Origin of the sequence: Thiohalobacter sp. (assembly GCF_027000115.1) — a bacterium.
Classification (GTDB): Bacteria; Pseudomonadota; Gammaproteobacteria; order Thiohalobacterales; family Thiohalobacteraceae; genus JALTON01.
This window is the reverse complement of record NZ_JALTON010000029.1, coordinates 21,756-46,855: the sequence shown is the minus strand read 5'-3', so window position 1 is coordinate 46,855 and position 25,100 is coordinate 21,756. Positions and strand designations below refer to the sequence as shown.

The following is a 25,100-nucleotide window of genomic DNA, read 5'->3' as shown; positions in this document are numbered from 1 at the left end:
AACATGCCGTTGATGCAGGTGTTCTTTCGCAGCCTGGTGCTGCTGCTGGTACTGGGTGGACTGAGCGCCTGCGGATTCCATCTGCGCGGAGAGGTCAAGCTGCGCCCGGGGCTGGAGCAGGTACGCCTGTCCGGCGTCAGCCCCCATTCCGAGCTGGGGCGGATGCTGGTCCGCGGGCTCGAAGGTGCCGGTGCCCGGGTGCTGGGCCCCGACGCAACCGGCCCGGCTACCGAACTGCGCATACTCGATACCGGTCGCCAGCGGCGGGTGCTGTCGGTGCGCGCGACCGGCAAGGTCCAGGAATACGAGTTGGCGCAGCGCCTGGCGTTCGAGGTGCGGGCCGCGGACGGCAGCACCCTGTTGCCGCGGCAGACCCTGCGCGCCACGCGCGACTATCTCTACGACCCCAACGATCCGCTGGGCAAGTCGGGGGAGGAGGCGATCCTGTATCGCGAGATGCAGTCCGATCTGGTGCGCCTGCTGCTGCGGCGGCTCGAGGGCCGGGACTGAGCCATGCAGCTCCGTCCAGACCAGCTTGCGGAGCATCTGGGCGGAGCGCTCGCGCCCCTCTATTTCATTCATGGCGACGAGCCCCTCCTGGTGCAGGAGGCCGCCGATGCCGTGCGCCATGCCGCGCGCAAGGCCGGCCATGCGGAACGCGAGGTCTACACGGTGGAACCGGGCTTCGACTGGGCCAGGCTGGACGAGGCGGCGGCCAGCCTGTCGCTGTTCGCCGAGCGACGCATCCTCGAGCTGCGCATGCCCGGCGCGAAACCCGGTGATGTCGGTGCCCGCACCCTGCGGGCCTGGGCCGAGCGTCCGCCCGAGGACACCCTGCTGCTGATCGTCAGCGGCAAGCTGGACGCCGGCCAGCGCAAGTCGAAATGGGTGCAGGCGCTGGAGGGCGCCGGGGTCAGTGTGCCGGTTTGGCCGGTGGGCATGCGCGAACTGCCGGGCTGGATCCGCCAGCGCATGCAGGCCCGGGGCCTGAAGCCCACCCCCGGCGCGGTGCAGCTGCTGGCGGAACGGGTCGAGGGCAATCTGCTCGCCGCGGCACAGGAAATCGACAAGCTGGCGCTGCTGGTCGCCGGCGAGGTGGACGAGGCCGCGGTTGCGGCGGCGGTGGCGGACAGCGCGCGCTACGACGTGTTCGGGCTGGTCGACAGTGCCCTTGCCGGAGAGGCAGCCCGGGCCCTGCGCATGCTGGAGGGCCTGCGCGGCGAGGGTGTGGAACCGGTGCTGGTGCTGTGGGCGCTGGCGCGCGAGATCCGCAACCTTGCCGGCATGGCCGAAGCGGTCGCCGGCGGCGAGGCGCCGGCGGCGGTGCTGCGGCGTTTCCGCGTCTGGCAATCCCGGCAGGGGCCGGTCGGCGCGGCCCTGAAGCGCTTCCGGCCGCGGGCCTGGCAGGCCCTGCTGGCGCGCTGTGCCCTGATCGACCGGGTCATCAAGGGCCAGGCGCCGGGCAACCCCTGGGACGAGCTGGTACAATTGAGCCTCGCCCTGGCCGGCCGCCGGCTCGGGCTGCCGCCGCGCCCGGCCGCCTGAGCAATCGCCGGGTTGCCTTTCAACTAACTGATTTATTTGTAATTATTCGACGCGGATGAACGCAACACCGGATACCCTCGATCTGAACATCCCTGCCTACATGCAGGCCGTGGGCGAGCGCGCCCGCGCTGCCTCGCGACGCATGGGCGTGGCGTCGACCGCGGCCAAGAATGCCGCGCTGCTGGCCATGGCCGACGCCATCGAGGCCGATGCCGAGCGGCTGAAGGTCGAGAATGCCCGCGACCTGGAGGCCGGCCGCGCCCGCGGCCTGGACGAGGCGCTGCTGGACCGGCTGGCACTGAACGATGCCCGCATCGCCACCATGGCCGAGGGCCTGCGCCAGATCGCCGCGCTGGCCGATCCCGTGGGGGCCATCACCGGCCTCGACTACCGCCCGTCGGGCATCCAGGTCGGACGCATGCGGGTGCCGCTGGGTGTCATCGGCATCATCTATGAGTCGCGGCCCAACGTGACCGCCGATGCCGCCGGCCTGTGCCTGAAGTCGGGCAATGCCGCTATCCTGCGCGGCGGTTCCGAGGCTCTGCACTCCAACCAGGCCATCGCCGCCTGCATCCGTCGCGGGCTCGAGGCCGCCGGCCTGCCGCTGGACGCGGTGCAGGTGGTGGAAACCACCGACCGCGCCGCCGTCGGCGAGCTGTTGCGCATGAAGCAGTACGTGGACGTGATCGTGCCCCGGGGTGGCAAGGGACTGATCGAGCGCGTCGCCGAGGAGTCGCGCGTGCCTGTCATCAAACACCTGGATGGTGTCTGTCATGTGTATCTCGACGCCGCCTGCGATCCGGACAAGGCGATACGGGTGGCGGTGAACGCCAAGACCCAGCGCTACGGCACCTGCAACACCATGGAGACCCTGCTGGTGGATGCAATGGTGGCGGAGACGTTGCTGCCGCGGCTGGCCGAGGCCTATCGCGAGGCCGGGGTGGAGCTGCGCGGATGCCCGCGCACCCTCGAACTGGTGCCCGATGCCGTGCCTGCGACCGAGGCGGACTGGGGCACCGAGTACCTGGCGCCCATCCTCGCCATTCGCGTGGTGGACGGTCTCGATGCCGCCATCGAGCACATCACCCGCCATGGTTCGGGCCACACCGACAGCATCGTCACCGAGGACTATGGCCATGCGCGGCGCTTCCTGCGCGAGGTCGATTCCAGTTCGGTGATGGTCAATGCCTCCACACGCTTTGCCGACGGCTTCGAGTACGGGTTGGGTGCCGAAATCGGTATCAGCACCGACAAGCTGCACGCCCGCGGCCCGGTCGGCCTGGAGGGGCTGACCACGCAGAAGTTCGTCGTGCTCGGCGATGGCCACATCCGCGAGTGAGCGCCGGGCGCCCGTGCGGGCTGCCTCAGCCGTGCCTGTCAGTGGCCCGCCGTCCCGGTTGCCGGCCCCATGATCTGCATCTACGGCGGCACCTTCGATCCCATCCACTTCGGACACCTGCGCACGGCCTTCGAGGTTGCCGAGACGCTGGAGGCCGAGGTGCGGCTGCTGCCCGCGTACCGGCCCCCGCATCGGGCGCAGCCCGTCGCCAGTCCCTCGCAGCGGCTGGCCATGCTGGAGCGTGCGCTGCCTGGCCAGAACCGGCTGCGCGTCGACACCCGGGAACTCGATCGTGGCGGTGTCTCCTACATGGTGGATACCCTGGCGTCGCTGCGCGAGGAAGCCGGGCAGACACCGCTGGCGCTGGTGCTGGGTCTGGATGCCTTTGCTCATCTGGACCGCTGGCACCAATGGGAGCGGCTGATCGAACGGGCGCATCTGGTGGTCATGACCCGGCCGGGCGGTGCGCTGCCGGTGTCGGGACCGGTCGCTGACCTGCTCTCGGCGCACCGGGTGGACGACGCCGAGGCCCTGCGCGCGCGGCCCGCGGGGGATATCTGGCCCTGCCCGGTGACGGCGCTGGACATCTCGGCGACCCGTATCCGCGCACTCTGCGCCGCCGGCCGCAGCCCGCGCTGGCTGCTGCCGGATGCCGTGCTGGACTACATCGAGGCCGAGGGCCTGTATCGGAACTGAGGCCGTCCCCGGGCGGCAGGAGCTGGAAGACGACGTGAAACCCTTCAACGAAACCACCGACCGGATCCGCGGCTGCGTCATCGACGCGCTCGAGGATCTCAAGGCCCAGGACATCTGGGTCGCGGACGTGCGCGACATGACCTCCATCGCGGATCTCATGATCGTCGCCAGCGGCACCTCCGACCGCCATGTGAAGGCCATTGCCGACAATGTGGTCGAGCAGGCGAAAAAGGCCGGTTTCCCGCCGCTGGGTGTGGAGGGCGAGGGCGGCAGCGACTGGGTACTGGTCGATCTGGGCGACGTGATCGTGCACCTGATGCTGCCGCAGACCCGTGCCTTCTACAATCTGGAAAAGCTCTGGTCGGTTTCCGAGGAGGCCGCCGGCCATCGTGGCGAAGAGGCGCGCTGAGGCCGGCGCATGCGCATCCGGCTGATCGCCGTCGGCACCCGCATGCCCGGTTGGGTGAACGAGGGCTACGAGACCTATGCCCGGCGGCTGCCGCGCGAGTGCCGGCTGGAACTCACCGAGATCGCGGCCGGCCGCCGCGGCAGGCATGCCGATGTCGCGCGGCTGCTGCGCGAGGAAGGCGAGCGCATGCTGGCCGCCGTGCCGCGCGGAGCGCTGGTCGGGGCGCTGGAGGTCGAGGGCCGCGCCTGGAGCACCCCGCAGCTGTCACGGCAACTGGAAGGCTGGATGAGCGATGGCCGGGACCTTGCGCTGATGGTGGGCGGCCCCGAGGGCCTGGATGCGGCCGTGCGCGAACGCGCCGACTTCGCCTGGTCGCTGTCGCCGCTCACCCTGCCGCACCCGCTGGTACGGGTGCTGGTCGCCGAGGCGTTGTACCGGGCCTGGACCCTGCTCACCGGTCACCCCTACCATCGGGAATGAGGTCATGAGCCCTGATGCGCCCCGCCTGTGCCTGGCCTCCGCCTCGCCGCGGCGCGCCGAACTGCTGCGCCAGATCGGCGTACGCCACCGCGTGGTACGGCCCGGGGTCGACGAGTTGCGGCGTCCCGGCGAGTCGGTGGCGGCGCTGGTGCAGCGGCTGGCAGCGGCCAAGGCCCGGGCCGGTCTGGCGCTCCGGCCCGATGGCCTTGCGGTACCGGTACTGGGGGCCGATACCCTGGTGGTGCTCGATGGCGAGCCGCTGGGCAAGCCGGCCGGAGCCGAGGAGGGCCTGGCCATGCTTGAACGCCTGTCCGGGCGCACCCACGAGGTACTGACGGCGGTGGCGATGACGGACGGTGATCGTTCCGAGGTGTGCCTCAGTCGCAGCGAGGTCCGTTTCCGGGAGATCACCCCCGAGGAGCGGCGGGCCTACTGGGCGAGCGGCGAGCCGCGCGACAAGGCGGGAGGGTATGCCATCCAGGGACTGGGTGCCATTTTCGTCGCGGACCTGGTGGGCAGTTACTCCGGCGTGATGGGGCTGCCCCTGTTCGAAACCGCGGAACTTCTGGGCCGCTTCGGCGTCCCGGTACTGGAGTCCTGAAGGCAACTGCATGAGTGAAGAAATCCTGATCAATGTCACCCCGCAGGAGACCCGCGTGGCCGTGGTCGAGAACGGTGTCCTGCAGGAGGTGCTGATCGAGCGCGCTCGCTGCCGCGGACTGGTGGGCAACATCTACAAGGGCGTGGTCTGCCGGGTGTTGCCCGGCATGCAGGCGGCCTTCATCGACGCGGGGCTGGAGCGCGCGGCCTTCCTGCATGCCTCGGACATTGCGACCTCGGAGATCGAGGGCGTGGCCACCGCCCGCAACGGCGGCACCATCAACGAATTGCTGCACGAGGGCCAGGAACTGCTGGTCCAGGTGATCAAGGACCCCCTAGGCACCAAGGGCGCGCGCCTGACCACCCACATCACCATTCCCTCACGCTACCTGGTGTTCATGCCCAATGCCGGCAATGTCGGGGTTTCCCAGCGCATCGAGGACGAGGCCGAGCGCCAGCGCCTGCGCCAGATCATTGCCGAAGGTGCGCAGGCAGAGGGGCACGGCTTCATCGTGCGCACCGCGGCCGAGGGCGTCGATGCCGACGCCCTGCGCGCCGACATGGATTTCCTGATCCGCCTCTGGCATTCGATCCGCGATCGCGCGGCCGGGGCCAGTCCGGGCAGCATCGTCCACGAGGACCTGCCGCTGGGCTCGCGGGTGCTGCGTGACCTGGTCGGCAGCGAGGTCGAGAAGGTGCGGGTGGATTCGCGCGAGACCTTCCAGAAGCTGCAGTCCTTCGCCGCCGAATATGTGCCCGAGGTAGCCGACAAGCTCGAGTACTATCCGGGCGAGCGACCCATCTTTGACCTGTATGGCATCGAGGACGAGATCCAGAAGGCGCTGGAACGCAAGGTGCAGCTCAAGTCCGGCGGCTATCTCATCATCGACCAGACCGAGGCCATGACCACCATCGACGTCAACACCGGCGCCTATGTGGGGCATCGCAACCTCGAGGAGACCATCTTCAAGACCAACCTGGAGGCGGCCCAGGCCATCGCCCGGCAGCTCAGGCTGCGCAATCTCGGCGGCATCATCATCATCGACTTCATCGACATGACCGACGAGGAGCACAAGCGGCAGGTGCTGCGGGCGCTGGAAAAGAGCCTGGAACGCGATCACGCCAAGAGCCACATCAGCGAGGTGTCCAGCCTGGGCCTGGTGCAGATGACGCGCAAGCGCACGCGAGAGAGCCTGGAACACGTGCTCTGCGAGACCTGTCCCACCTGCGGCGGCCGTGGCTCGCTGAAGACGCCCGAGACGGTCGTCTACGAGATCTTTCGCGAGATCCTGCGCGAGGCACGCCAGTTCGATGCCCAGGAACTGCTGGTGCTGGCCTCCCAGGAGGTGGTCGATCTGCTGGTCGACGAGGAGTCCACCAGTCTTGCCGAACTGGAGACCTTCATCGGCCGCCCCATCCGTTTCCAGGTCGAGTCCCTGTACACCCAGGAGCAGTATGACGTCGTACTGCTCTGACCGCCCGCGCCCGATGGCGCCGGGGGCAGCATGCGCACGCTGATGCGTGCCCTCTGGTACGGTGTCGCGGCGCTGGTGATCCTGCTGGCGGTGCTGCTCAGCACGGCACGCCTTGCCCTGCCGCTGATGGAGGGATACCAGTCGTGGCTGGAGGACTGGGTCCATGACCGCAGCGGCCAGCGTGTCCGCATCCGCGAACTCGATCTCGCCTGGCATGGCCTGGGGCCGGAGCTGCGCCTGCTTGGCGTGCAGTGGCGGCATCCCGTGGATGGCCGGCCGCTGCTGGACGCAGCCGAGGTCGGGGTGGGACTGGACCTGTGGCCGCTGCTCTCCGGCGGTCAGCCCCGCGTCCGCCAGTTGCGGCTTTCCGGTGTCGACCTGCGGCTGGTGCGCGACGAAGCGGGGCGCCTGCGGCTGGCGGGCACCGAGGCGCTGCCCCCGCATGCCGATCCCTGGGGGCTGCTGCTGGGCCAGTCGCGGCTGCAACTGAGTGACATCAGTCTGGTCTTCCACGACCGGCAGCAACGGCTGCCCGAGCTGCGGGTGACCGACATGGCCGGCACGCTGCGTCGCCTGCGCCAGCGGCGCCAGCTCAATCTTTCCCTGGTGCTCGATTCGCAGCGGGGGTCGACGCTGGAGCTGGCGGCCGATGTCACTGGCGACCCCCGCAAGCCGGCGTCCCTGTCCGGCAACATCCATGTGGCTGCCTCCGCCTTTCGGCTGGCCCGGCTTGCAGAGTGGCGGCTGCTGGACGAACTGCAGGTCGGGGGACTCTCCGATATCAATGTCCGGGCCGCCCTCGACCAGGGGCGCTTGCGGGCACTGGCCGGGGTGCTGGATGTGCGGTTGCCGATGCTGTCGCGAGCGGATACGCCCCTGCCCCTGTTCGCGGCGCGCCGACTCAACGGAGCCTTCGAGTGGACGCGTGGTCCGGAAGGCTGGTCACTGGCACTGCGCTCGCTGGAGATCGAGTCCGAAGACGGTGGCCGTTCCGGCAACCGGCTGGTGCTGGCCGTTGCCGGGGCAGCAGAGGAACGCCGCATCAATCTGCGGGTGGGCCGCCTCGATATCGGCTTGTTGCGACGGCTGGCTGCCGGGTTCATGCCCCTGGCACCGGGCGATCGCGAGCTGCTCGAAGGACTGGCACCACGCGGTGCCCTGCGCGACCTGCGCCTGACCGCGGCGTTGGTCGGGCACAGGCTGCAGGACCTGCGTTACCAGGGTCGGCTGGACGCCTTCTCCACCCGACCGTTCGGAGGCCTGCCGGGCCTGGCCGGGGGCGAACTGGCTATCGAGGGCACGGACCGTGGCGGTCGGCTGACCCTGGAAGGGACGCCGCTGGTTCTCGTGGCACCGGGGCTGTTCCGTGGTGCGCTCGGGCTGACTGCGGTCGATGGCCGGCTCGACTGGGGGCGTGACGAGACGCACGGGATCTGGCTGCATGCCGGCGAACTGAAGATCCGCAATCCCGATCTCGCCGGCGCCCTGCGGCTGACGCTGCAACGGCTGCCGGGTCAGTCGCCGCTGCTGGACATGCAGGCCCAGGTGACCGGTGCCCGGGTGGCGGCCGTGCGCGACTATCTGCCCGTTGGCCGCATGCCGGCCCGGACCCTGGCCTGGCTGGACCGGTCACTGGTGAGCGGGGACATCCCGGTCGCCGCCATGCTGTTCCGTGGCCGGCTCGCCGACTTTCCCTTCCGCCATGGCGAGGGGCGCATGGAGATTCGTGCCCAGGTGCGCGACGGGGTGCTCGACTACCATCCCGACTGGCATCGCATCGAGGAAATCGAGGCCGAGGTCGCCTTTGTCAACGCGTCCATGGACATCCACGCACCGTCGGCGCGTCTGCTGGGCGCGACGGCCGAAGACGTGCGGGTGACCATCGCCGACCTCAGGCGCGCCCGGCTCGGGATCAGCGGCCACGCCACGGGACCCTTCGACGACATGCTGCGCTATGTGCGCGAGAGTCCGCTGGGCCGGCGCGGCTATCCGTTGGATCCGCTCAGGGGGCGGGGGCAGGCGCGTCTCGAACTTGTGCTCGATCTGCCCATCCGTCGCGTCGATCGCCGGCCGCTGAAGCTCGATGGGCAGGTGACGCTGGCCGGCAATGCCCTCGAGCTGCGCGACTGGGGACTCGTGCTGAGTGATTTGCGTGGCGAGCTGGGTTTCAGCGAGGCGGGCCTCGATGCCTCGGGTATCGAGGCGCGGCTGTGGGAGACGCCGACCCGGCTCGACATTGGTCCGACGTCCCAGGGCCGGCAGGTGCGCCTGCGCGGGCGCTGGCCGCTCTACGACCACCTGCCTGCGGCGCTGAGCGGTCTGCGCGATCGCATACGTGGCCGCAGCGAATGGATGCTGGCGCTGGATCTGCGACCCGGCGAGGCCGACCTGGGCCTGTCCCTGTCCAGCGACCTGCGGGGCACGGCGCTGGCGTTCCCGGAACCTTTCAGCAAGGCTGCCGACGCGGCCATGCCCTTCCGGTTGCAGACCCGGCTGGTCGATGGCCGGCCGGACCTGTTCCGGGCGCGGCTCGACGGCCATTCCGCCGTCTTCCTGCTCAGCGGCGATACGCGGCGGCTGGCGCTGGAACGGGCCGAACTGGTGCTGGGCGGAAACGATGCGCGGTTGCTGGACGTGCCCGGCATACGCATCCGCGGGCGGCTGGCGGTGTGTCCGGTCGATGCCTGGCGGGCACTGGCACCGGGTTCGGGTAGCAGCTTCGAGACCAGGCGCCTGCTGGGGGTCGATGTCCAGTGCGGCCGGATTCGCTACGCCGGCAGGACATTCGGCGCCGCGGCGATTGCCGCCCGACCCGCAGCCGGTGGCTGGGAGATCGCGCTGACGGGCGAGGACCTGAGGGGCGAAGTGCGGCTGCCCGGGGTTGCGACCGTCGCGCGCCCCCTGTCGGCGCGCTTCGCGCGGCTGGTGATACCCGAGCCGGATGGCAGGCTCTCCGACCGTGACCTGGACCCCCGCAGCCTGCCGCCGCTGGACTTCTCTGCCGACGCCCTGCGGCTGGCCGGTCGCGAGCTGGGCAAGGTGCGCCTGCGGACCCGGCCGCTGGACGACGGCAGTGGCCTGGCGGTGGCACCACTGGAAGTGGACAGCGAGTGGCTGCAACTGACGGCACGCGGACAGTGGCAAAGGGACGCGAAGCGCGAACGCTCGCGGTTCGACATCAACATCACCGGCGGCGATCTCGGCCGGCTGCTGGAGGCCTTTGGCTATGCCGGCAACGTGCGGGGCGGCGAAACGCGCGCCGAGATCAACGCCAACTGGCCGGGTGCGCCCATGGACTTCGAATTGGCGAAGGTGGAGGGTACCCTGGCGTTGCGCATCGGCAAGGGCAGCCTGACCTCGCTCGATCCGGGCGCCGGCCGCGTGTTCGGCCTGCTCAGCCTGCATGCGCTGCCTCGGCGTCTGAGCCTGGACTTCTCCGATCTGTTCAGACGGGGCTTTTCCTTCGACCGCATCGAGGGGCGCTTTACCCTGATAGACGGCAACGCTTATACCAACGACCTGGTCATCGAAGGGCCGGCAGCGCGCATCGAGATCTCCGGACGCACCGGACTGGCCGCACGTGACTACGACCAGCTCGTGACAGTCATTCCCGAGGTGACTTCGGGTCTTCCGCTGGCCGGTGCCATTGCCGGTGGGCCGGCGGTGGGGGCGGCCCTGTTCCTGGCCGACCGCCTGCTGTCGAAACAGGTGGAGGCCCTGACCCGTTACCAGTACAGCGTGACCGGAAGCTGGGAGGCACCCGTGTTCACGCGAATCCAGGACGACGAAGCGGAAACGGAGGGACGGCGATGAGCAGGCGTGCGGCTGTGGTATTCTCTCGTTCATGAAAACGAGGCTGTTCATGACCCTACTGTTCGCGACCATCCCCGCCGTCCAGGCGGCGGGCTGGCGCATTGCCGGAGAGGATTGGGCGCGGCCACGTGGCGGCGAGGAGATCCTGCAGATGCCCGCCTTGCGTTCGGCGCTCGCGGCACTGGATTCGGCGCCGGCAGCCGAGCTGGCCATTCGTTATCCCGGTGGCGAGACCGGCGGGCTGTGGGCGCATGAACTGCGCGGCTGGCTGATCGCCCTGGGCCTGCCGGGGCAGCGCATACGGCTGCTGCCGGGCGGCGTGGACGGCGCCGAGCTGCGCCTGGAACTGTTGCACGGGCGGGCGCCGTGAGCCGGGTGGCGAGCATTCAGATGGCGTCCAGCCCGAAGGTTGGCGCCAATCTGCTGGAGGCCGAGCGCCTGATCGCGCGCGCGTCGGAGACCGGCGCCGAGTTGGTGGTGCTGCCCGAGAATTTCGCCATCATGGGCATGACCGAGCAGGAGAAGGTCGCCATCCGCGAACCCGACGGCGAGGGTCCCATGCAGAATTTTCTCGCCCAGCAGGCGCGCCAGAACGGCGTGTGGCTGGTCGGGGGCACCCTGCCGCTGGAGGCGAGCGTGCCCGACAAGGTGCGTGCTGCCTGCCTGGTCTATGATGCCGCGGGAGAACGGGTTGCGCGTTATGACAAGATGCACCTGTTCGATGTGCAGGTCGGGGACGAGGAGCGCTATGTCGAGTCCGAGACCATCGAGCCGGGCGACCGGGTGGTGGTGATCGACAGCCCCGTCGGCCGCCTTGGCCTCGCGGTCTGCTACGACCTGCGCTTTCCCGAGCTGTTCCGTGCCATGCTCGATCAGGGCGCGGAGGTGCTGGCCGTGCCCTCGGCCTTCACCGCGGTCACCGGCAAGGCGCACTGGGAACTGCTGGTGCGGACCCGTGCCCTGGAGAACCTCTGCTATGTCATCGCCGCGGCGCAGGGCGGCTATCATGTCAACGGCCGCGAGACCTTCGGCGACTCCATGGTGGTCGATCCCTGGGGCAATGTCCTCGACCGCCTGCCGCGCGGTACCGGCGTGGTCAGCGCGGCCATCGACATCGAGCAACTGCGGACCACGCGGCGCAACTTTCCCAGCCTGGACCATCGACGCCTGCACTGTTCCTGACGGCCCGGCCGCTTTCTGCCTGCGGGGCGGAATAGCCGCGCGCCCGCTGGCGGATCTTTACTGTGGCAGGGGGACGCGTAAGCTGGAGCGGAACCTGAATCTTCGAATACACGCATGAACGACAACCGACTGCAACTGGCCACGCAACTGCTGCTCGAACCGGGCGGCCTGGATCAGGGCGACCTCGCCCGGGTGCTGGATCGCCTCATGGGGCGGCAGGTGGATGCCGCCGACCTCTATTTCCAGTCCACCCGTTTCGAGTCCTGGGTGCTGGAGGACGGCATCGTCAAGGAAGGCAGCCACAGCATCGAGCAGGGCGTCGGCGTGCGTGCCATCAGCGGTGAAAAGACCGGCCTGGCCTATTCCGACGAAATCGTGCTGCCGGCACTGCTGCAGGCCTCGGAGGCGGCCCGGGCGATCGCCCATGCCGGGCAGGCGGGCACGGTGCGGGCCTGGACACCCACGGCGGGGCGAAGCCTCTACGCCCCGGTGGACCCCCTGGAGACCCTGAGCGCTGACGACAAGGTGGACCTGTTGCGGCGGGTGGATGCCGAGGCGCGGCGCCAGGATCCCCGCGTGAAGCAGGTCATCGTCAGTCTCGCCGGCGTGCACGAGGCGGTGCTGGTGGCCGCTTCCGACGGTACCCTGGCCGGTGACGTGCGCCCGCTGGTACGCATGAGCGTAAGCGTCATTGCCGAGCACGACGGGCGGCGCGAACAGGGCAGTTCCGGTGGCGGCGGGCGCGGTGGCTATGCGCTGCTGACCGATGACGACAGCTGCCTGTGGCACGCACGCGAGGCGGTGCGCCAGGCGCTGGTGAACCTGGAGGCGGTGGAGGCGCCGGCCGGCAACATGACCGTGGTGCTCGGGCCGGGCTGGCCGGGCGTCCTGCTGCACGAGGCCGTGGGCCATGGCCTGGAGGGCGACTTCAACCGCAAGGGCACGTCCGCATTCGCCGGCCGTATCGGCGAGCAGGTGGCCTCGCCGCAATGCACGGTGGTGGACGATGGCACCCTCGAAGGCAGGCGCGGTTCGCTCAACATCGACGACGAGGGTACGCCCACCGAGTGCACGGTGCTGATAGAGAACGGCATCCTCAAGGGCTACATGCAGGACAAGATGAACGCGCGGCTGATGAACACCCGCTCCACCGGGAACGGTCGCCGCGAGTCCTATGCCCACCAGCCCATGCCGCGCATGACCAATACCTACATGCTGGCCGGCGAGCACGATCCGGAAGAAATCATCGCCTCGGTGGAGAAGGGGCTGTACGCCGTCAACTTCGGCGGCGGCCAGGTGGACATCACCTCGGGCAAGTTCGTGTTCTCGGCCAGCGAGGCCTACCTGATCGAGAAGGGCCGGGTGACACGGCCGGTCAAGGGTGCCACCCTGATCGGCAACGGCCCCGAGGTGCTCAAGCAGGTCTCCATGGTCGGCAACGACCTGGCGCTGGACCGCGGTGTGGGGACCTGCGGCAAGGAGGGCCAGAGCGTGCCGGTGGGCGTGGGGCAGCCGACCCTGAAGGTGGATAACCTGACGGTGGGCGGGACGAGCGCGTGAGGCATGAGCCGGCTTCGCGGATGTATTGCGTGTGCCCCGGCGGCTTCCGGTGTCAGTCCTCCTCCAGCGCCCGCAGGTGGCGAAAGAGTGCGCGCGGACCGGCCGCCTTGCCGGCGGCCTGATCGCGGCGGGCCTGCCGGATGAGCTGGCGCAACTGTTGCCGGTCCACGTCCGGGTGGCGCTCGATGACCTCGCCCAGCGCCGCATCGCCCATCTCGATCAGGCGGTCGCGCAGGGCCTCCAGTTCCCGCTGGCGGCGGGCTTCGGCCTGGCGGCCACGATCGAGATCGGCCAACGCGGCCTGGATGGCGGTCGTGTCGCGCTGGCGCATGAGCTTGCCGATGTACTGGAGCTGGCGACGGCGCCCGCCGCGGGCCTTGATGCGCCTTGCCAGTGCCACGGCTTCGCGCAGTTCTCCGTCCAACGGCATGCCGGCGAGGGTCGCAGCGGGCAGGGCGACCAGGCGTTCGCCCAGCGCCTGCAGGGCCCCGGCTTCGCGCTTGCGCTGCGATTTGCTCGGCGGCTGCTCGGGAGATTCAGTTTGGAGGGGTTCGTCGCTCACGGCAGCCCCATGTCTCGGGATTCGGGAAAACGATTATGAATGAACTGGAAGGCCTGTCCCATACCGAAGTGCCGTTGCCAGCGGTCGAGGCACTCGAGCAGACCATCCGCCAGGTACTGGATCTTGCCAGCGAACGGGGTGCGACGGCTGCCGAGGCCGGCCTGACCCTGGACCAGGGGCTCTCGGTCACGGTCCGCCTCGGAGATGTCGAGACGCTCGAGTTCCACCGCGATCGCGGCGTCGGCGTGACCGTCTACTACGGGTGGCGCAAGGGCAGCGCCAGTACCTCGGATCTTTCCGAGCGTTCGCTGGCGGAGACGGTAGAGGCTGCCTGCGACATCGCGCGCTACACCCACGAGGACGACTGCGCCGGCCTGGCGCCGGCCGAGCTGATGGCGCGCGAGGTGCCGGATCTGGATCTGTATCACCCCTGGCACATCGGACCCGAGGCGGCGACCACGCTGGCCCTGCGTTGCGAACAGGCCGCACGCGAGCTGGACCCGCGCATCAGCAACTCCGAGGGCGCGACCCTGTCCAGTCACGAGGGTCTGCGCGTCTACGGCAACAGCCATGGCTTCGTCGGCGGTTACCGTTCCAGCCGTCACAGCCTGAGCTGCGCCGTGGTCGCCGCCGAGGACGGACGCATGGAGCGCGACTACTGGTACACGGTGTCGCGCCGGCCCGATGCCCTGGAGGCGGCGGAGGCGGTCGGCGAGCGCGCGGCCCAGCGCACCCTGCGCCGGCTGGGCGGGCGCAAGATTGCTACCTGCAAGGCGCCGGTGATCTTCAGTGCCGAGCTGGCCTCCGGCCTGTTCCGCAGTTTCGTGGCCGCGGTGCGGGGTTCGAACCTGTACCGTCGTTCCAGCTTCCTGCTCGACCAGCTCGACCATGCCGTCTTTCCCGCCTTCATGCATATCCACGAGCAGCCGCACCTGCCGCAGGCACTGGGCAGCGCGCCCTTCGACAGCGAGGGCGTGGCCACCCGAGAGCGTGACCTGGTCAGCGAAGGCATCCTGCGCGGCTATGTGCTGGACAGTTACTCCGCCTGCAAGCTGGGGATGCAGACCACCGGCAACGCCGGCGGCGTGCACAATCTCACCATCGACAGCAACGGCCCCGGGCTCGACGGCCTGCTGCGTGAAATGGATCGCGGCCTGCTGATTACCGAATTGATGGGGCAGGGCGTGAACATCGTCACCGGTGATTACTCGCGCGGCTGTGCCGGCTTCTGGGTGGAGAACGGCGAAATCCAGTACCCGGTGGAGGAGATCACCGTGGCCGGCAACCTGCGTGACATGTTCCGTCAGATCCTGCGGGTCGGGTCCGATGTCGACCTGCGCGGCAACATCCGCACCGGTTCGGTGCTGATCGAATCCATGACCATCGCCGGGGACTGAACCTGCATATGCGTGTGAACCTGCTCTTGATCTGGGTCATGGGCCGCGGGGGTCCGCCACGGCACACTTCCCCGTATCAGAATAAGCTGATGCAGGAGGTGCCGGATGCCCCGGCCGCAGGTCATGGTCGTCGATACCGGGCTCGGATCGGCGCATAGCAATCTGCTCATCGATCGCAACTGGCTGGCGGAGGCCGCGCGTGGCGCCCGGCCCAACCTGTTGCGTTTTCACCGCAGTACGACATCCGTGTGGCTCGGCCGCCATCAGTGGCCGGACCGTACCCTGGATACGGCTTTCGTGCGCCGGCATCGTCTGCCGGTGCTACGCCGCGCTACCGGTGGCAGTGCGCTCTACGTCGATTCCCGGCAGCTTTGCTGGTCGCTGGTGCTGGGCCGCAGCCGCCGCGATCTCCCTGAAATGTTGGAGGCCGCTGGCCGGGCCATGGCCGTGGCCCTGTGCGAGACAGGGCTGGATGCGCGCTTCGAGGCACCGAATGACGTGCTGATCGGCGCGCGCAAGGTCGCCGGCGTGTTCGGCGCGCGCTACGGGGCCGCAGTGCTGCTGCAGGGCTTCGTGCTGGTCGACATAGATGGCGGGCGGATCGCGCATGTGCTCCGCTACGCCTCCGAGGGGCACGATGGCAGGCCGCGCCCGGCACGGGACTGGCTCACCGGTCTTGCGCAGGAGACTGGTCGCAGGCCCTCGCTGATGCGTCTGCGCCGACAGCTCACCGACGCGCTGCTGGAAGGGCTGCAACTCAAGTCGCGCAAGCCCAGCAAGAGCATCTACGTCGGACTGCGTTCCTTCGAAGACAGCCCCGAACGTCTCCCTACCGGCTTGCCGGCAGAGGTTGAAGAGCGAGCTGTCACCCGCGGGCCGTCACAGAGCGAGGCTATCCGGGTCACCTCGGCCGGTCTGCTGTATGCGCGGCTGGCGCTTTCAACGGATGGCGAAGTGGTTTCGGAGCTGACGCTGGGTGGCGATGTGCATTTCGAGCCCGCGGACCTGCCGCAACGGTTCGGCGATGCGCTGGCGGGTATTCCGGTGGCGGAACTCGCGGCACGCGCCCGCGCGCAGTGCGCGGCGCTGGATGCCCATGTGGCCGGTGCCGACACGGGGGACCTGGTAGCGGTATGTACCGAAGCCCTTTCGCATGCACTTCTGGCACGACGCCTCGGTCTGCCACCCGGGTTACTGGACGGGCTGCAGGCCGTCGGTGGCGAGGGTCGGACCGCGCTCGAGCTGGCGGCGCAGGCGGATGCGGTGCTCGTGCCCTATTGTGCGAAGGCCCCGGACTGCAGCGAGCGCCATGCCGATGGCTGCCATGAGTGCGGACGCTGCGAGGTGGGCGAGGTGCGCGCCCTGGCGCGGCAGGCAGGCCTCTCGCTGCATACCCTGGTGGGGCATGACGACCTGTTCGGCCAGCTCGAAGCGTTGCGTGAACAGGGTGCCCGTGCGGTCATTGTCAATCTCTGCGAGCCCTTTGTGGCCAAGCATCGGGAACGCCTGATTGCCATTGGTCTGCCGTTGGTGATGCTGGACCTGGCGGGTGCAAACTGCCACCGGCTGGGCCAGGAAGCCGAGGGCTATGCCGGCCGCTTCCGGCGCCAGGTCCGGCTGGAGCAGTCGCCGATCCGCCACCTGCTGCGACCGGAGCCGAAGCGCGCCGCCGCGGGGAAATGATTCACCCGCCGGCGCGCTGGAACATCTCGGCGTTGATCAGGAAGTGTACCCAGATGCTCGCGGCATAGCCCAGTGCAATGGCCCATGCCCACTTGAGATGGGCGAAGAAGGTATAGATCCCGCGCGCCTGGCCCATGACGGCCACGCCCGCGGCGGACCCGATGGACAGCATGGATCCGCCCACGCCCGCGGTGAGCGTGACCAGCAGCCACTGCCCGTGACTCATGTCCGGGTACATGGCCAGCACCGCGAACATCACCGGGATGTTGTCGATGATGGCCGACAGCAGGCCGACCAGAATGTTGGCCCGGGTTGCGCCCAGGTCGGTGTACATGAATTCGGACACAATGGACAGATAACCCAGGGTGCCCAGGCCGCCGACGCACAGGATAATGCCATAGAAGAACATCAGCGTGTCCCACTCCGCGCGTTCCATGGAACGGAACACGTTGAAGGCCTTGATACGGCTGCCACCTCCCCGCGGGCCCCCGCCCACCTCGTGCTCGCTTTCCAGGGCCTCGGTCAGCAGTTCGCTGTCTTCCGGATCGAAATGCACGCCGGCCTGTCGCTTCAGGTAGTAGCCATAGAGTTTGAGGAAGCCCAGGCCGGTCATCATGCCCAGCACCGGCGGCAGGTGCAGGAAATTGTGCGCGGACACGGCCATGGCGATGGTGACGATGAACAGGCCAACCACTACCCAGCCACCCGCCTGGACCTCGACCTCGGCCTCGATCGGGTCGGGCTGGGTTTTGGGTACGGTCAGGCTGAGAATCGCAGCAGGCACCAGCCAGTTGACCAGCGAGGGCACGAACAGCGCGAAGAATTCCTGAAACTGGACGATACCCTTCTGCCATACCATCAGCGTGGTGATGTCGCCGAAGGGGCTGAAGGCGCCACCGGCATTGGCGGCGACGACGATATTGATGCAGGCGACCACCACGAAGCCGGTGTTGCTGCCGCCCACTGCCATGGCGACGGTGGCCATCAGCAGGGCAGTGGTCAGGTTGTCGGCCACCGGCGAGATGAAGAAGGCCAGCACGCCGGTGAGCCAGAAGATGGTGCGCAGGGAAAAGCCGCGCGACACCAGCCAGGCGCGCAGCACATCGAAGATGCCGCGCTCGTCCATGGTGTTGATGTAGGTCATGGCCGCCAGCAGAAACAGGAACAGTTCGGCGAATTCCAGCAGGTTGTGGCGAACCTGGATCTCGGCGGTGTGAGTGTCGCCCGCCGCGCCGTAGAGCAGGGCCACGATCAGCCAGATGAAACCTGCCGCGACCATGACCGGCTTGGACTTGCGCATGTGGATGGCTTCCTCGGCCACCACCAGGGAATAGGCGGCCACGAACAGGCCGATGGCCAGCCAGCCTGCCCAGTGGGCGGTGAAATCCATGAGTTGTGCATTTTCCCCGGCCCAGGTCGAGGCAGGGAACGAGAGAAGGCTCAGCGCCAGAATGCTCTTGAGGGGGCGATTTCCGTTCATGTCGTGGTTGCTCCTTGAGAGGGTGCCTGTTCTGGGAGTTAACGGCCGTCGGTGATCGAGGTTTAGGGTCAAGCCTATGGAACCTCGGAAGTTTTTGCGGCATGCTCGGGTGGAAGACAGTATAGTCGGCGTTAGCCCGCCTGTTGCACCGAGGCGGGAGCGGAAGACGCTGCGGAGGAGAGATGCGGCCATTGATCGAACGGCTGGCACGAGGCCGGGCCTGGTGGGGATTCCTGCTGCTGCTTGGCATTGCCTTGGAGGCCGTCGCCCTTTATTACCAGTATCGGCTCGACTACGGCCCCTGCGTCCTCTGCATCCACGTCCGGTTGTGGATCGCGGCCTGGATGCTGCTGGCAGTGCTCGGCCTGTTGCTGGACGACCGTCCTCACGTGCGTCGCCTGTTGCACGGGCTCAATACTCTGGTCATGGCCATTCTGGTCGAGCGTTCCTGGCGGCTGCTGGGTGTGGAACGGGGTTTCATCGAAGGCAGTTGCGAGATGGATGCCGGCCTCCCCGACTGGCTGGCGCTGGATCGCTGGTGGCCGCAGGTGTTCGAGCCCTGGGAGCCCTGCGGCTATACCCCGGAACTGGCCTTCGGCATCACCATGGCCGAGGCGCTGCTGGTGATGAGCCTGCTGTTGGGCCTGGTTTCTGCACTGCTCGCCTGGGCAAGCCTCCGGGCTAGAGCAGGATGAGCGTGCCCAGGCCCAGGAAGGCCATGAAGCCGATGACGTCGGTGACGGTGGTGAGCAGCACGCTGCCGGCCAGTGCGGGGTCGATGCCGACCCGGTGCAGGATCATGGGGATACTGAAACCGGCCAGCGCGGCGGCCAGCAGGTTGAGGATCAGGGCAGCGGCGATGACCAGCCCTATGTCCATGTCCTGGAACCAGGCAGTGGCGATCACCGCTACTACCAGGGCCCAGAGAACACCGTTGAGAGCACCCACGGCCAGTTCCTTGAACATCAGCCAGCGGGCATTGCTCTGGCCGATCTGTCCCAGGGCCAGGCCGCGGATCACGATGGTCAGGGTCTGGCTGCCGGCGATGCCGCCCATGCTGGCCACGATGGGCATGAGCACGGCCAGGGCGACCACCTGTTGCAGGGTGCCCTCGAACAGGCCGATCACCCAGGAGGCCATGAAGGCGGTGACCAGGTTGATACCCAGCCAGACCGCGCGGCGGGTGGCGCTGGGCACCACCGGGGCGAAGATGTCGTCTTCCTCGTCCAGACCGGCCATGCTCATCAGCGAGTGCTCGGCCTCGTCGCGGATGACGTCCACCACGTCGTCGATGGTGATGCGACCGAGCAGGCGGCCGTTTTCGTCCACGACCGGCGCGGACACCAGGTCGCGGTCCTCGAACAGCTTGGCCACCTGGTCCGCGGGCGTATCGGCGGGTATGCCTTCCACGCCGCGTTCCATGACCTCGGCCACGGTCAGGTCGGGGTCCCGGGTGAGCAGGGTGGTCAGCGGCAGCAGGCCGAGATAGCGGTCCTCGCGGTCGACCACGAACAGGCTGTCGGTGAGATCCGGGATGCTGCCGCGCAGGCGCAGGTAGCGCAGCACCACGTCCAGGGTGACATCGGCGCGGACCGTCACCGTATCGACGTTCATCAGGCCACCGGCGGTATCCTCCGGGTAGGAGAGCACCGACTCGAGGCGGTGACGGTTCTGCTGGTCCAGCGAGCGCAGCACCTCGTCGATCACGGTGCTGGGCAGGTCCTGCAGCAGGTCGGCGAGATCGTCGGTATCGAGTCCCTCGGTGGCGGCGATCAGGTCGCCGGTCTCCATTTCCTCGATCAGGCCGGAGCGGACCTCGTCGTTGACGTGCAGCAGGATCTCGCCCCGGTCCTCGGGGTCGACCAGTTCCCAGAGTATGAAGCGGGGCCCCTTGGGCAGCGATTCCAGCAGGTGGGCGATCTCGGCGGGATGCAGGTTGTGGATCAGCCTGCGCACGCGGCCGGCGGCTCCCGAGGCCAGGGCCTCGGAGATCCGGCTGAGATGCTGTTGGGTTTCGTGCTGTTCGGTCTGGGTTTCGGGCATGGAAGGATCCGCGCGGTCCGTGGCTGGTCCGTGTGTTCTGGGCGTGCAGTTTAACAGGGCCGGCGAAAGCCCGTCACCGCGGAAACGCTGCGGATTGTCACACTCAGTGGGTCTGCCCCGGGCCGAGGTGTGCCAGCAGCCGTCGCCGCTCCGACGCCTCGTCGGCTTCGAGCAGGGCCAGTGCCAGCGGTCTCAGCCTGCTGGCCTCGCTGTTGTTGACGATGCCCTTGACTTCGAGCAGTGCCGCCGGCTGCATGCTGAACTCGGTCAGCCCCAGTCCGAGAAGCAGCCGGGTGTAGTTTGGGTCGCCGGCCATCTCGCCGCACATGGCGACCGGCGTGTTCTCGGCCCGGCCGGCCTCGATCACCCGGTGGATGAGTTCCAGCACGGCCGGGTGGGTGGGGTCGTAGAGATAGTTCACCTCGTCGTCGACGCGGTCGATGGCGAGGGTGTACTGGATGAGGTCGTTGGTGCCGATGGACAGGAAATCCAGCCGCCGCGCGAAGGCCCGCGCGGTGAGCGCCGCCGAGGGTACCTCGATCATGGCGCCGATCGGCAGCCTGGGGTCGTGTTCGAGACCCTCGGCATCGAGCTGGGCACGCGCCTCGCGGACCAGTGCCAGCACCTGTTCCAGTTCGCTGATGCCGGACAGCATCGGAATCATCATTCGCACCGGGCCGCGTGCCGAGGCGCGCAGGATGGCGCGCAGCTGGGGCAGGAACAGGGCCGGATCATGCAGGCACAGGCGAATGGCACGCAGGCCCAGGGCCGGATTGGTGCAGGGCCGCTCGTGACCCTCCAGCGGCTTGTCCGCGCCCAGGTCGAGGGTGCGGATGGTCAGTGGCCGGCCGCCGAGCGCCGCCATTACGCGGGTGTACTGTTCGAGCTGTTCTTCCTCGCCGGGCAGGTCGTCGCGGTTCATGAACAGGAATTCGGTGCGGTACAGGCCAACACCCTCGGCGCCGTTGTTCAGCACCTCCGCAACATCTTCGGTCAGCTCGATGTTGCCCAGCAGACGGATGGAGAGGCCATCGCGCGTGCGCGCGGCCTGATCGCGGAGGCTGACCAGGCCGGCGACCCGGGCCTGTTCCGCGGCCTGCCGGGCGCGGTACTCGGCCAGAGTGCGTTCGTCGGGATCTGCGATCACGACGCCGCGCTCGCCGTCGACGATCACCAGTTCCCGGTCGCGTACATAGCGCCGCACCTCGTGGGCGCCGACCACTGCGGGTATGTGCAGCGAGCGGGCGATGATGGCGGTATGGGACAGCGGGCCGCCATACTCGGTGACGAAGGCCGCGATGCCCTGGTGCTGCATCAGCACGGTATCGGCCGGAGTCAGTTCGTCTGCAAACAGAATGCTGCCTTCCAGGCTGACATCCTCGGTGATGCCGTTGTGCACGTCGCCGGACTGGAGGATGCGCTGGATGCGCGACACTACATGGTCGATGTCATCCTTGCGGGTGCGCAGATAGGGATCGTCCATTTCCTCGAACACCTGGACCAGAGCGTCACGCTGCTGTTTCAGTGCCCATTCCGCATTGACCTGCTGTTCGACGATCAGGTGTTCCGGTGCCACCGTGAGGGTGGAATCCTCGAGCATGAGCAGGTGGGTGTCGATGAATTCGACGATGTCGGCGCGGGTGCCCTCGGGGATGCGGTTGCGGATGTCGCGCAGCTGGCCGCGGGCGATCTCCAGGGCCTGGCGGAAGCGCCTTACCTCGTCATCCAGCAGTTCCTGCGGGATGGCATATTCGGTGACCTCGATCTCGCCACGTTGCAGCACATGGGCCTCGCCAATGGCGATGCCCCGGGATACCCCGATGCCTGTCAGTTGCACGCTCATGTGGCGCGACTTTCCCTCTGGTGGCGTTCGGCCTGTGCGTCTACTCGCCCTCGCCGAACTTGTCCTCGATCAATGCTTCCAGTTGCTCGATGGCCTCGGCCTCGTCCGGGCCGTCGGCACGAATCACGATGGGCGTGCCCTGGGAGGCTGCCAGCATCATTACCCCCATGATGCTCTTGCCGTTCACTTCCTGGCCATCGCGCGCAACCGTGATGTCGCTGGCGAACTGCGAGGCCAGGGTGACGAACTTGGCCGCCGCCCGGGCATGCAGGCCCAGCTTATTGCTTATGGTGACTTCCTTCTCAGTCATGGACTCGGTCCAGTCGGGGGCTGCACAGCAGAACGCCGTCCCGCCCGCCGCTCAGCGCCTTCTGGGCCAGTTCGTTCAGGCTGAGGCGCGGGTAGTTGAGAACGCGAACGAGCATCGGCAGGTTGATCCCGGCCACCACGGTGACCGGCAACTGCTCCGGCAGGCGGTTGGCGATATTGCTGGGGGTCGAGCCATACATGTCCGTCAATACCAGCACCCCGAGCCCGGCTTCCAGGCGCCGTGCCTTCTCCATGGCCTGTTCCAGCACGACATCCGGGTCGCAGTCGAAGGCGACGGCCAGGGTATCGGTGGCAAGCGGACACACCCCCAGCATCTGCGTGGCAGTGGCCAGAAGATCCTCGCCGATGGCGCCGTGGGTAATGATGAGGAGGCCTACGCTCATGAGAGTTCGCGGTGTCTGACCAGCACGGAAGGATAGCGGCTCGCGAAGTACTTGCCCAGCCTTTCGGCAAGATAGACGGAACGGTGCTGTCCGCCCGTGCAGCCCATGGCGACGGTCAGGTAGCGGCGTTTCTCGCGTTCGAACTGCGGGATCCACTCGACCAGGAAATCCCGGATCTGCTCGAACATCCGTTCCACGCCCGGCTGGGTTTCGAGATATTCCGCCACGGCCGCATCGCGGCCGGTGAGTGGGCGCAGGTGGGCTTCCCAGTGGGGATTCGGCAGGCAGCGGACGTCGAACACGAAGTCGGCGTCCTCCGGCACGCCATGCTTGAAGCCGAAGGACTTGAACAGCAGGGAGAGGCGCCCGCTGGCCTCGCCGGCCACGCGTTCCTGAACGAGATCACGCAGCTGGTGGACGTTGGTGTGGGTGGTGTCGATGTGCAGGGCGGCGCTGGCGGAGATGGGTTCCAGCAGATCGCGCTCGCGGCGGATGGCGTCGGCCAGAGAGACACCTTCCCCGGTGAGGGGATGGCGGCGACGGGTTTCGCTGAAACGCTTGAGCAGGGTTTCGTCATCGGCCTGCAGGAAGATGACCTCGACATCGATATTGTCACCCAGCTCACGCAGGATGTCGCGGAAGCGCTGCAGGTCCTCGGGGTGGTTGCGGGCATCGATGCCCACGGCGGCCAGTTCCTGGCTGGGATGCAGCGAAGCGTGGAGCTGGGCGGCAAATGGCGCCAGCAGGCCGACGGGCAGGTTGTCCACGCAGTAGTAGCCCAGATCCTCGAGGGTGTTGAGTGCTATGCTCTTGCCGGAGCCCGACAGGCCGCTGACGATGACCAGTTTCATGCGCCGCCGTTCTCGATGTGCTGGCGCTGGCGGGTGATGAAATCGGCGCCGGCGTCGTAGCCGCTCATCAGCAGAATATGGTTGCGCGCCGCGGCCTCCACCAGCACCGCGAGGTTGCGGCCGGGTGCGACCGGTACCGTGACCTCGGGGACTGCTACCCCAAGGATGTCACGGCTGCGGCGTTCGCCTGCGAGGCGGTCGATCGCTGCGAGTTCCTCGTCACTGAACTGGGCCAGGCGAATGATCAGTCGCAGGTACTTGGTATCCTTGATGGCATTGTCACCGAACATGGCGCGGATGTTGAGAATGCCGAGCCCGCGTACCTCCAGGAAGTCCTTGAGCACCGCCGGGCAGCTGCCCGCGATCAGGTCGGGCGCCACGCGTGCAAATTCCGGTGAGTCGTCGGCAATCAGCCGGTGGCCGCGGTTGATGAGTTCCAGTGCCAGTTCGCTCTTGCCGATTGCCGGGTCGCCGGTGATGAGGACGCCGATGCCCATGACCTCGAGATAGACGCCATGCAGCGTAACCCGCTCCGAGTAATGATGGGCATAGAAGTACTGCAGGTGGTTGATGACCTCGTGCGTGGGCCAGGGCGTGGTGAACAACGGGATGTCGCTGGCATCGGCGCGGGCGATGATGTCATCCGGCGGCGTCACGCCGTCGGCGACGATGATGGCGTCGGTGTTGGTGGAAAACAGCATCCCGATGGCTTCCTCGCGGAACACGGGATCCAGGTTTTCCAGATACTGCAGTTCGGTGGCGCCGATGGTCTGGATGCGATGGGTGTGGATGAAGTTCAGATGACCGATGAGCGAACTGGCGGCCGGGTCGCTACCGGGCTGGAAACGGATCGGGCGATCCCCTCCACCCCGACCTGCAATCCAGCTCAGTGCCAGCCTTTCGCCCAGCGTGCCATGCAGTTCGGCCGGACTGAAGGGTGCGCTGGTCATGCGCTGACGCGCTGAGGCTGTCCGCGTCGGATGGCTTCCATCAGATCGGCGCTGTCGTGGCAGGCGCGCAGTTCGGCACGGAATTCCGGTTTGCCGAACATCTGGGCGAGCTGGGCGAGCAGCCGAAGATGTTCCTCCGTGGCCGCTTCGGGAACCAAAAGCGCGAACAGCAGGTCGACGGGGCGCTTGTCCAGGGCATCGAAGTCGACCGGCTCGCGCAGTGTGATGCAGGCGGCAATGGGCTTGCTGATGCCATCGAGACGGCCATGGGGGAGGGCGACGCCTTCCCCCATGCCGGTGCTGCCCAGTCGTTCCCGTGCCAGCAGGGCTTCGAAGATTTCCTCGGTCGTGAGGTCCGGGGCGGCGCTGGCCAGTCGTTCACTGAGCAGTTCCAGCGCGCGTTTCTTGCTGCCTGCCTCGACACCGCAGGCGACGCGGTCGGGCGTGATGATATCGACAATGTCGGTCACGGACCTGTT

The 25,100-nt window shown here is 67.9% G+C and carries 24 protein-coding genes; 15 read left to right on the top strand and 9 right to left on the bottom strand.

Annotated features, from left to right (window positions below):
• Positions 1-3: 3 nt before the first annotated feature.
• The 12 genes from MVF76_RS04485 to tldD all read left to right on the top strand — a co-directional run bounded on the left by MVF76_RS04485 (position 4) and on the right by tldD (position 13,099).
• A complete protein-coding gene (locus tag MVF76_RS04485; RefSeq protein ID WP_297527594.1) occupies positions 4-510 on the top strand; it encodes an LPS-assembly lipoprotein LptE in 507 nt (168 codons plus the stop codon).
• A gap of 3 nt (positions 511-513) precedes the next feature.
• Positions 514-1,545 (top strand): DNA polymerase III subunit delta, encoded by a 1,032-nt coding sequence (gene holA, locus MVF76_RS04480; RefSeq protein WP_297527593.1) that lies wholly within the window; start codon positions 514-516, stop codon positions 1,543-1,545.
• Positions 1,546-1,645: 100 nt separating this feature from the next.
• On the top strand, positions 1,646-2,884 hold the full coding sequence (locus MVF76_RS04475; RefSeq protein ID WP_317622929.1) for a glutamate-5-semialdehyde dehydrogenase: 1,239 nt from the start codon (positions 1,646-1,648) through the stop codon (positions 2,882-2,884).
• A gap of 69 nt (positions 2,885-2,953) precedes the next feature.
• On the top strand, positions 2,954-3,580 hold the full coding sequence (nadD, locus tag MVF76_RS04470; protein WP_297527591.1) for a nicotinate-nucleotide adenylyltransferase: 627 nt from the start codon (positions 2,954-2,956) through the stop codon (positions 3,578-3,580).
• Positions 3,581-3,614: 34 nt separating this feature from the next.
• Positions 3,615-3,989 carry a ribosome silencing factor gene (gene rsfS, locus MVF76_RS04465; RefSeq protein WP_297527590.1) on the top strand — a complete coding sequence of 125 codons (375 nt, stop codon included), beginning with the start codon at positions 3,615-3,617 and terminating at the stop codon, positions 3,987-3,989.
• A 9-nt stretch (positions 3,990-3,998) separates the two neighbouring features.
• Complete coding sequence (rlmH, locus tag MVF76_RS04460; RefSeq protein ID WP_297527589.1) at positions 3,999-4,469, top strand: 23S rRNA (pseudouridine(1915)-N(3))-methyltransferase RlmH; 471 nt, start codon at positions 3,999-4,001, stop codon at positions 4,467-4,469.
• A gap of 4 nt (positions 4,470-4,473) precedes the next feature.
• Positions 4,474-5,070, top strand: a complete 597-nt coding sequence (locus MVF76_RS04455) for a Maf family protein (RefSeq protein WP_297527588.1) — start codon at positions 4,474-4,476, stop codon at positions 5,068-5,070.
• A 10-nt stretch (positions 5,071-5,080) separates the two neighbouring features.
• Positions 5,081-6,544 (top strand): ribonuclease G, encoded by a 1,464-nt coding sequence (gene rng, locus MVF76_RS04450; protein WP_297527587.1) that lies wholly within the window; start codon positions 5,081-5,083, stop codon positions 6,542-6,544.
• 30 nt (positions 6,545-6,574) lie between these two features.
• Positions 6,575-10,357: a YhdP family protein gene (locus MVF76_RS04445; RefSeq protein ID WP_297527586.1), complete on the top strand. Its 3,783-nt coding sequence runs from the start codon at positions 6,575-6,577 to the stop codon at positions 10,355-10,357.
• Between the two features lie 49 nt (positions 10,358-10,406).
• The gene (locus MVF76_RS04440) at positions 10,407-10,727 is read left to right on the top strand and encodes a hypothetical protein (protein WP_297527585.1); all 321 of its coding nucleotides are present in this window, start codon (positions 10,407-10,409) and stop codon (positions 10,725-10,727) included.
• Positions 10,724-11,539 (top strand): carbon-nitrogen hydrolase family protein, encoded by an 816-nt coding sequence (locus MVF76_RS04435; RefSeq protein WP_297527584.1) that lies wholly within the window; start codon positions 10,724-10,726, stop codon positions 11,537-11,539. The genes MVF76_RS04440 and MVF76_RS04435 overlap by 4 nt, the downstream gene beginning before the upstream one ends.
• A gap of 114 nt (positions 11,540-11,653) precedes the next feature.
• Entirely contained in the window at positions 11,654-13,099 is a 1,446-nt protein-coding gene (tldD, locus tag MVF76_RS04430; RefSeq protein ID WP_297527583.1) for a metalloprotease TldD, read from the top strand.
• Between the two features lie 52 nt (positions 13,100-13,151).
• On the opposite strand, the gene yjgA is transcribed toward tldD, so the two are convergent.
• A complete protein-coding gene (gene yjgA / locus MVF76_RS04425) occupies positions 13,152-13,661 on the bottom strand; it encodes a ribosome biogenesis factor YjgA (RefSeq protein ID WP_297527582.1) in 510 nt (169 codons plus the stop codon).
• Positions 13,662-13,696: 35 nt separating this feature from the next.
• Between yjgA and pmbA the strand changes: the two genes are divergently transcribed.
• Together pmbA and MVF76_RS04415 are read left to right on the top strand one after the other, a co-directional pair.
• A complete protein-coding gene (pmbA, locus tag MVF76_RS04420) occupies positions 13,697-15,058 on the top strand; it encodes a metalloprotease PmbA (protein WP_297527581.1) in 1,362 nt (453 codons plus the stop codon).
• Positions 15,059-15,163: 105 nt separating this feature from the next.
• Positions 15,164-16,741, top strand: a complete 1,578-nt coding sequence (locus tag MVF76_RS04415; protein ID WP_297527580.1) for a lipoyl protein ligase domain-containing protein — start codon at positions 15,164-15,166, stop codon at positions 16,739-16,741.
• A gap of 1 nt (position 16,742) precedes the next feature.
• Here MVF76_RS04415 and nhaD read toward each other — a convergent pair whose 3' ends face one another.
• Positions 16,743-18,221, bottom strand: coding sequence for a sodium:proton antiporter NhaD (gene nhaD / locus MVF76_RS04410; protein ID WP_297527579.1), 1,479 nt, complete (start codon positions 18,219-18,221; stop codon positions 16,743-16,745).
• A 182-nt stretch (positions 18,222-18,403) separates the two neighbouring features.
• Between nhaD and MVF76_RS04405 the strand changes: the two genes are divergently transcribed.
• Complete coding sequence (locus tag MVF76_RS04405) at positions 18,404-18,916, top strand: disulfide bond formation protein B (RefSeq protein ID WP_297527578.1); 513 nt, start codon at positions 18,404-18,406, stop codon at positions 18,914-18,916.
• Here MVF76_RS04405 and mgtE read toward each other — a convergent pair.
• The 7 genes from mgtE to ptsN all read right to left on the bottom strand — a co-directional run bounded on the left by mgtE (position 18,903) and on the right by ptsN (position 25,091).
• The gene (gene mgtE, locus MVF76_RS04400) at positions 18,903-20,264 is read right to left on the bottom strand and encodes a magnesium transporter (RefSeq protein ID WP_297527577.1); all 1,362 of its coding nucleotides are present in this window, start codon (positions 20,262-20,264) and stop codon (positions 18,903-18,905) included. The two genes, MVF76_RS04405 and mgtE, sit on opposite strands and share 14 nt — an antisense overlap.
• A gap of 103 nt (positions 20,265-20,367) precedes the next feature.
• Positions 20,368-22,107 (bottom strand): phosphoenolpyruvate--protein phosphotransferase, encoded by a 1,740-nt coding sequence (gene ptsP / locus MVF76_RS04395; protein ID WP_297527576.1) that lies wholly within the window; start codon positions 22,105-22,107, stop codon positions 20,368-20,370.
• Positions 22,108-22,147: 40 nt separating this feature from the next.
• Positions 22,148-22,417, bottom strand: a complete 270-nt coding sequence (locus tag MVF76_RS04390; protein ID WP_297527575.1) for an HPr family phosphocarrier protein — start codon at positions 22,415-22,417, stop codon at positions 22,148-22,150.
• A complete protein-coding gene (locus tag MVF76_RS04385) occupies positions 22,410-22,820 on the bottom strand; it encodes a PTS sugar transporter subunit IIA (RefSeq protein WP_297527574.1) in 411 nt (136 codons plus the stop codon). The genes MVF76_RS04390 and MVF76_RS04385 overlap by 8 nt, the downstream gene beginning before the upstream one ends.
• Positions 22,817-23,671 carry an RNase adapter RapZ gene (rapZ, locus tag MVF76_RS04380; protein WP_297527573.1) on the bottom strand — a complete coding sequence of 285 codons (855 nt, stop codon included), beginning with the start codon at positions 23,669-23,671 and terminating at the stop codon, positions 22,817-22,819. Before rapZ ends, MVF76_RS04385 begins: the two co-directional genes overlap by 4 nt.
• The gene (gene hprK / locus MVF76_RS04375; protein WP_297527572.1) at positions 23,668-24,621 is read right to left on the bottom strand and encodes an HPr(Ser) kinase/phosphatase; all 954 of its coding nucleotides are present in this window, start codon (positions 24,619-24,621) and stop codon (positions 23,668-23,670) included. The genes rapZ and hprK overlap by 4 nt, the downstream gene beginning before the upstream one ends.
• Positions 24,618-25,091 (bottom strand): PTS IIA-like nitrogen regulatory protein PtsN, encoded by a 474-nt coding sequence (ptsN, locus tag MVF76_RS04370; RefSeq protein ID WP_297527571.1) that lies wholly within the window; start codon positions 25,089-25,091, stop codon positions 24,618-24,620. The genes hprK and ptsN overlap by 4 nt, the downstream gene beginning before the upstream one ends.
• Positions 25,092-25,100 lie beyond the last annotated feature (9 nt).

Bases quoted from the DNA above. Each gene is read 5' to 3' on its own strand.
- MVF76_RS04485 (WP_297527594.1), top strand. From the start codon at position 4: ATGCCGTTGATGCAGGTGTTCTTTCGCAGCCTGGTGCTGCTGCTGGTA.
- holA (WP_297527593.1), top strand. From the start codon at position 514: ATGCAGCTCCGTCCAGACCAGCTTGCGGAGCATCTGGGCGGAGCGCTC.
- MVF76_RS04475 (WP_317622929.1), top strand. From the start codon at position 1,646: ATGCAGGCCGTGGGCGAGCGCGCCCGCGCTGCCTCGCGACGCATGGGC.
- nadD (WP_297527591.1), top strand. From the start codon at position 2,954: ATGATCTGCATCTACGGCGGCACCTTCGATCCCATCCACTTCGGACAC.
- rlmH (WP_297527589.1), top strand. From the start codon at position 3,999: ATGCGCATCCGGCTGATCGCCGTCGGCACCCGCATGCCCGGTTGGGTG.
- MVF76_RS04455 (WP_297527588.1), top strand. From the start codon at position 4,474: ATGAGCCCTGATGCGCCCCGCCTGTGCCTGGCCTCCGCCTCGCCGCGG.
- rng (WP_297527587.1), top strand. From the start codon at position 5,081: ATGAGTGAAGAAATCCTGATCAATGTCACCCCGCAGGAGACCCGCGTG.
- MVF76_RS04445 (WP_297527586.1), top strand. From the start codon at position 6,575: ATGCGCACGCTGATGCGTGCCCTCTGGTACGGTGTCGCGGCGCTGGTG.
- MVF76_RS04440 (WP_297527585.1), top strand. From the start codon at position 10,407: ATGACCCTACTGTTCGCGACCATCCCCGCCGTCCAGGCGGCGGGCTGG.
- tldD (WP_297527583.1), top strand. From the start codon at position 11,654: ATGAACGACAACCGACTGCAACTGGCCACGCAACTGCTGCTCGAACCG.
- pmbA (WP_297527581.1), top strand. From the start codon at position 13,697: ATGAATGAACTGGAAGGCCTGTCCCATACCGAAGTGCCGTTGCCAGCG.
- MVF76_RS04415 (WP_297527580.1), top strand. From the start codon at position 15,164: ATGCCCCGGCCGCAGGTCATGGTCGTCGATACCGGGCTCGGATCGGCG.
- nhaD (WP_297527579.1), bottom strand. From the start codon at position 18,221: ATGAACGGAAATCGCCCCCTCAAGAGCATTCTGGCGCTGAGCCTTCTC.
- MVF76_RS04405 (WP_297527578.1), top strand. From the start codon at position 18,404: ATGCGGCCATTGATCGAACGGCTGGCACGAGGCCGGGCCTGGTGGGGA.
- mgtE (WP_297527577.1), bottom strand. From the start codon at position 20,264: ATGCCCGAAACCCAGACCGAACAGCACGAAACCCAACAGCATCTCAGC.
- ptsP (WP_297527576.1), bottom strand. From the start codon at position 22,107: ATGAGCGTGCAACTGACAGGCATCGGGGTATCCCGGGGCATCGCCATT.
- MVF76_RS04390 (WP_297527575.1), bottom strand. From the start codon at position 22,417: ATGACTGAGAAGGAAGTCACCATAAGCAATAAGCTGGGCCTGCATGCC.
- MVF76_RS04385 (WP_297527574.1), bottom strand. From the start codon at position 22,820: ATGAGCGTAGGCCTCCTCATCATTACCCACGGCGCCATCGGCGAGGAT.
- rapZ (WP_297527573.1), bottom strand. From the start codon at position 23,671: ATGAAACTGGTCATCGTCAGCGGCCTGTCGGGCTCCGGCAAGAGCATA.
- hprK (WP_297527572.1), bottom strand. From the start codon at position 24,621: ATGACCAGCGCACCCTTCAGTCCGGCCGAACTGCATGGCACGCTGGGC.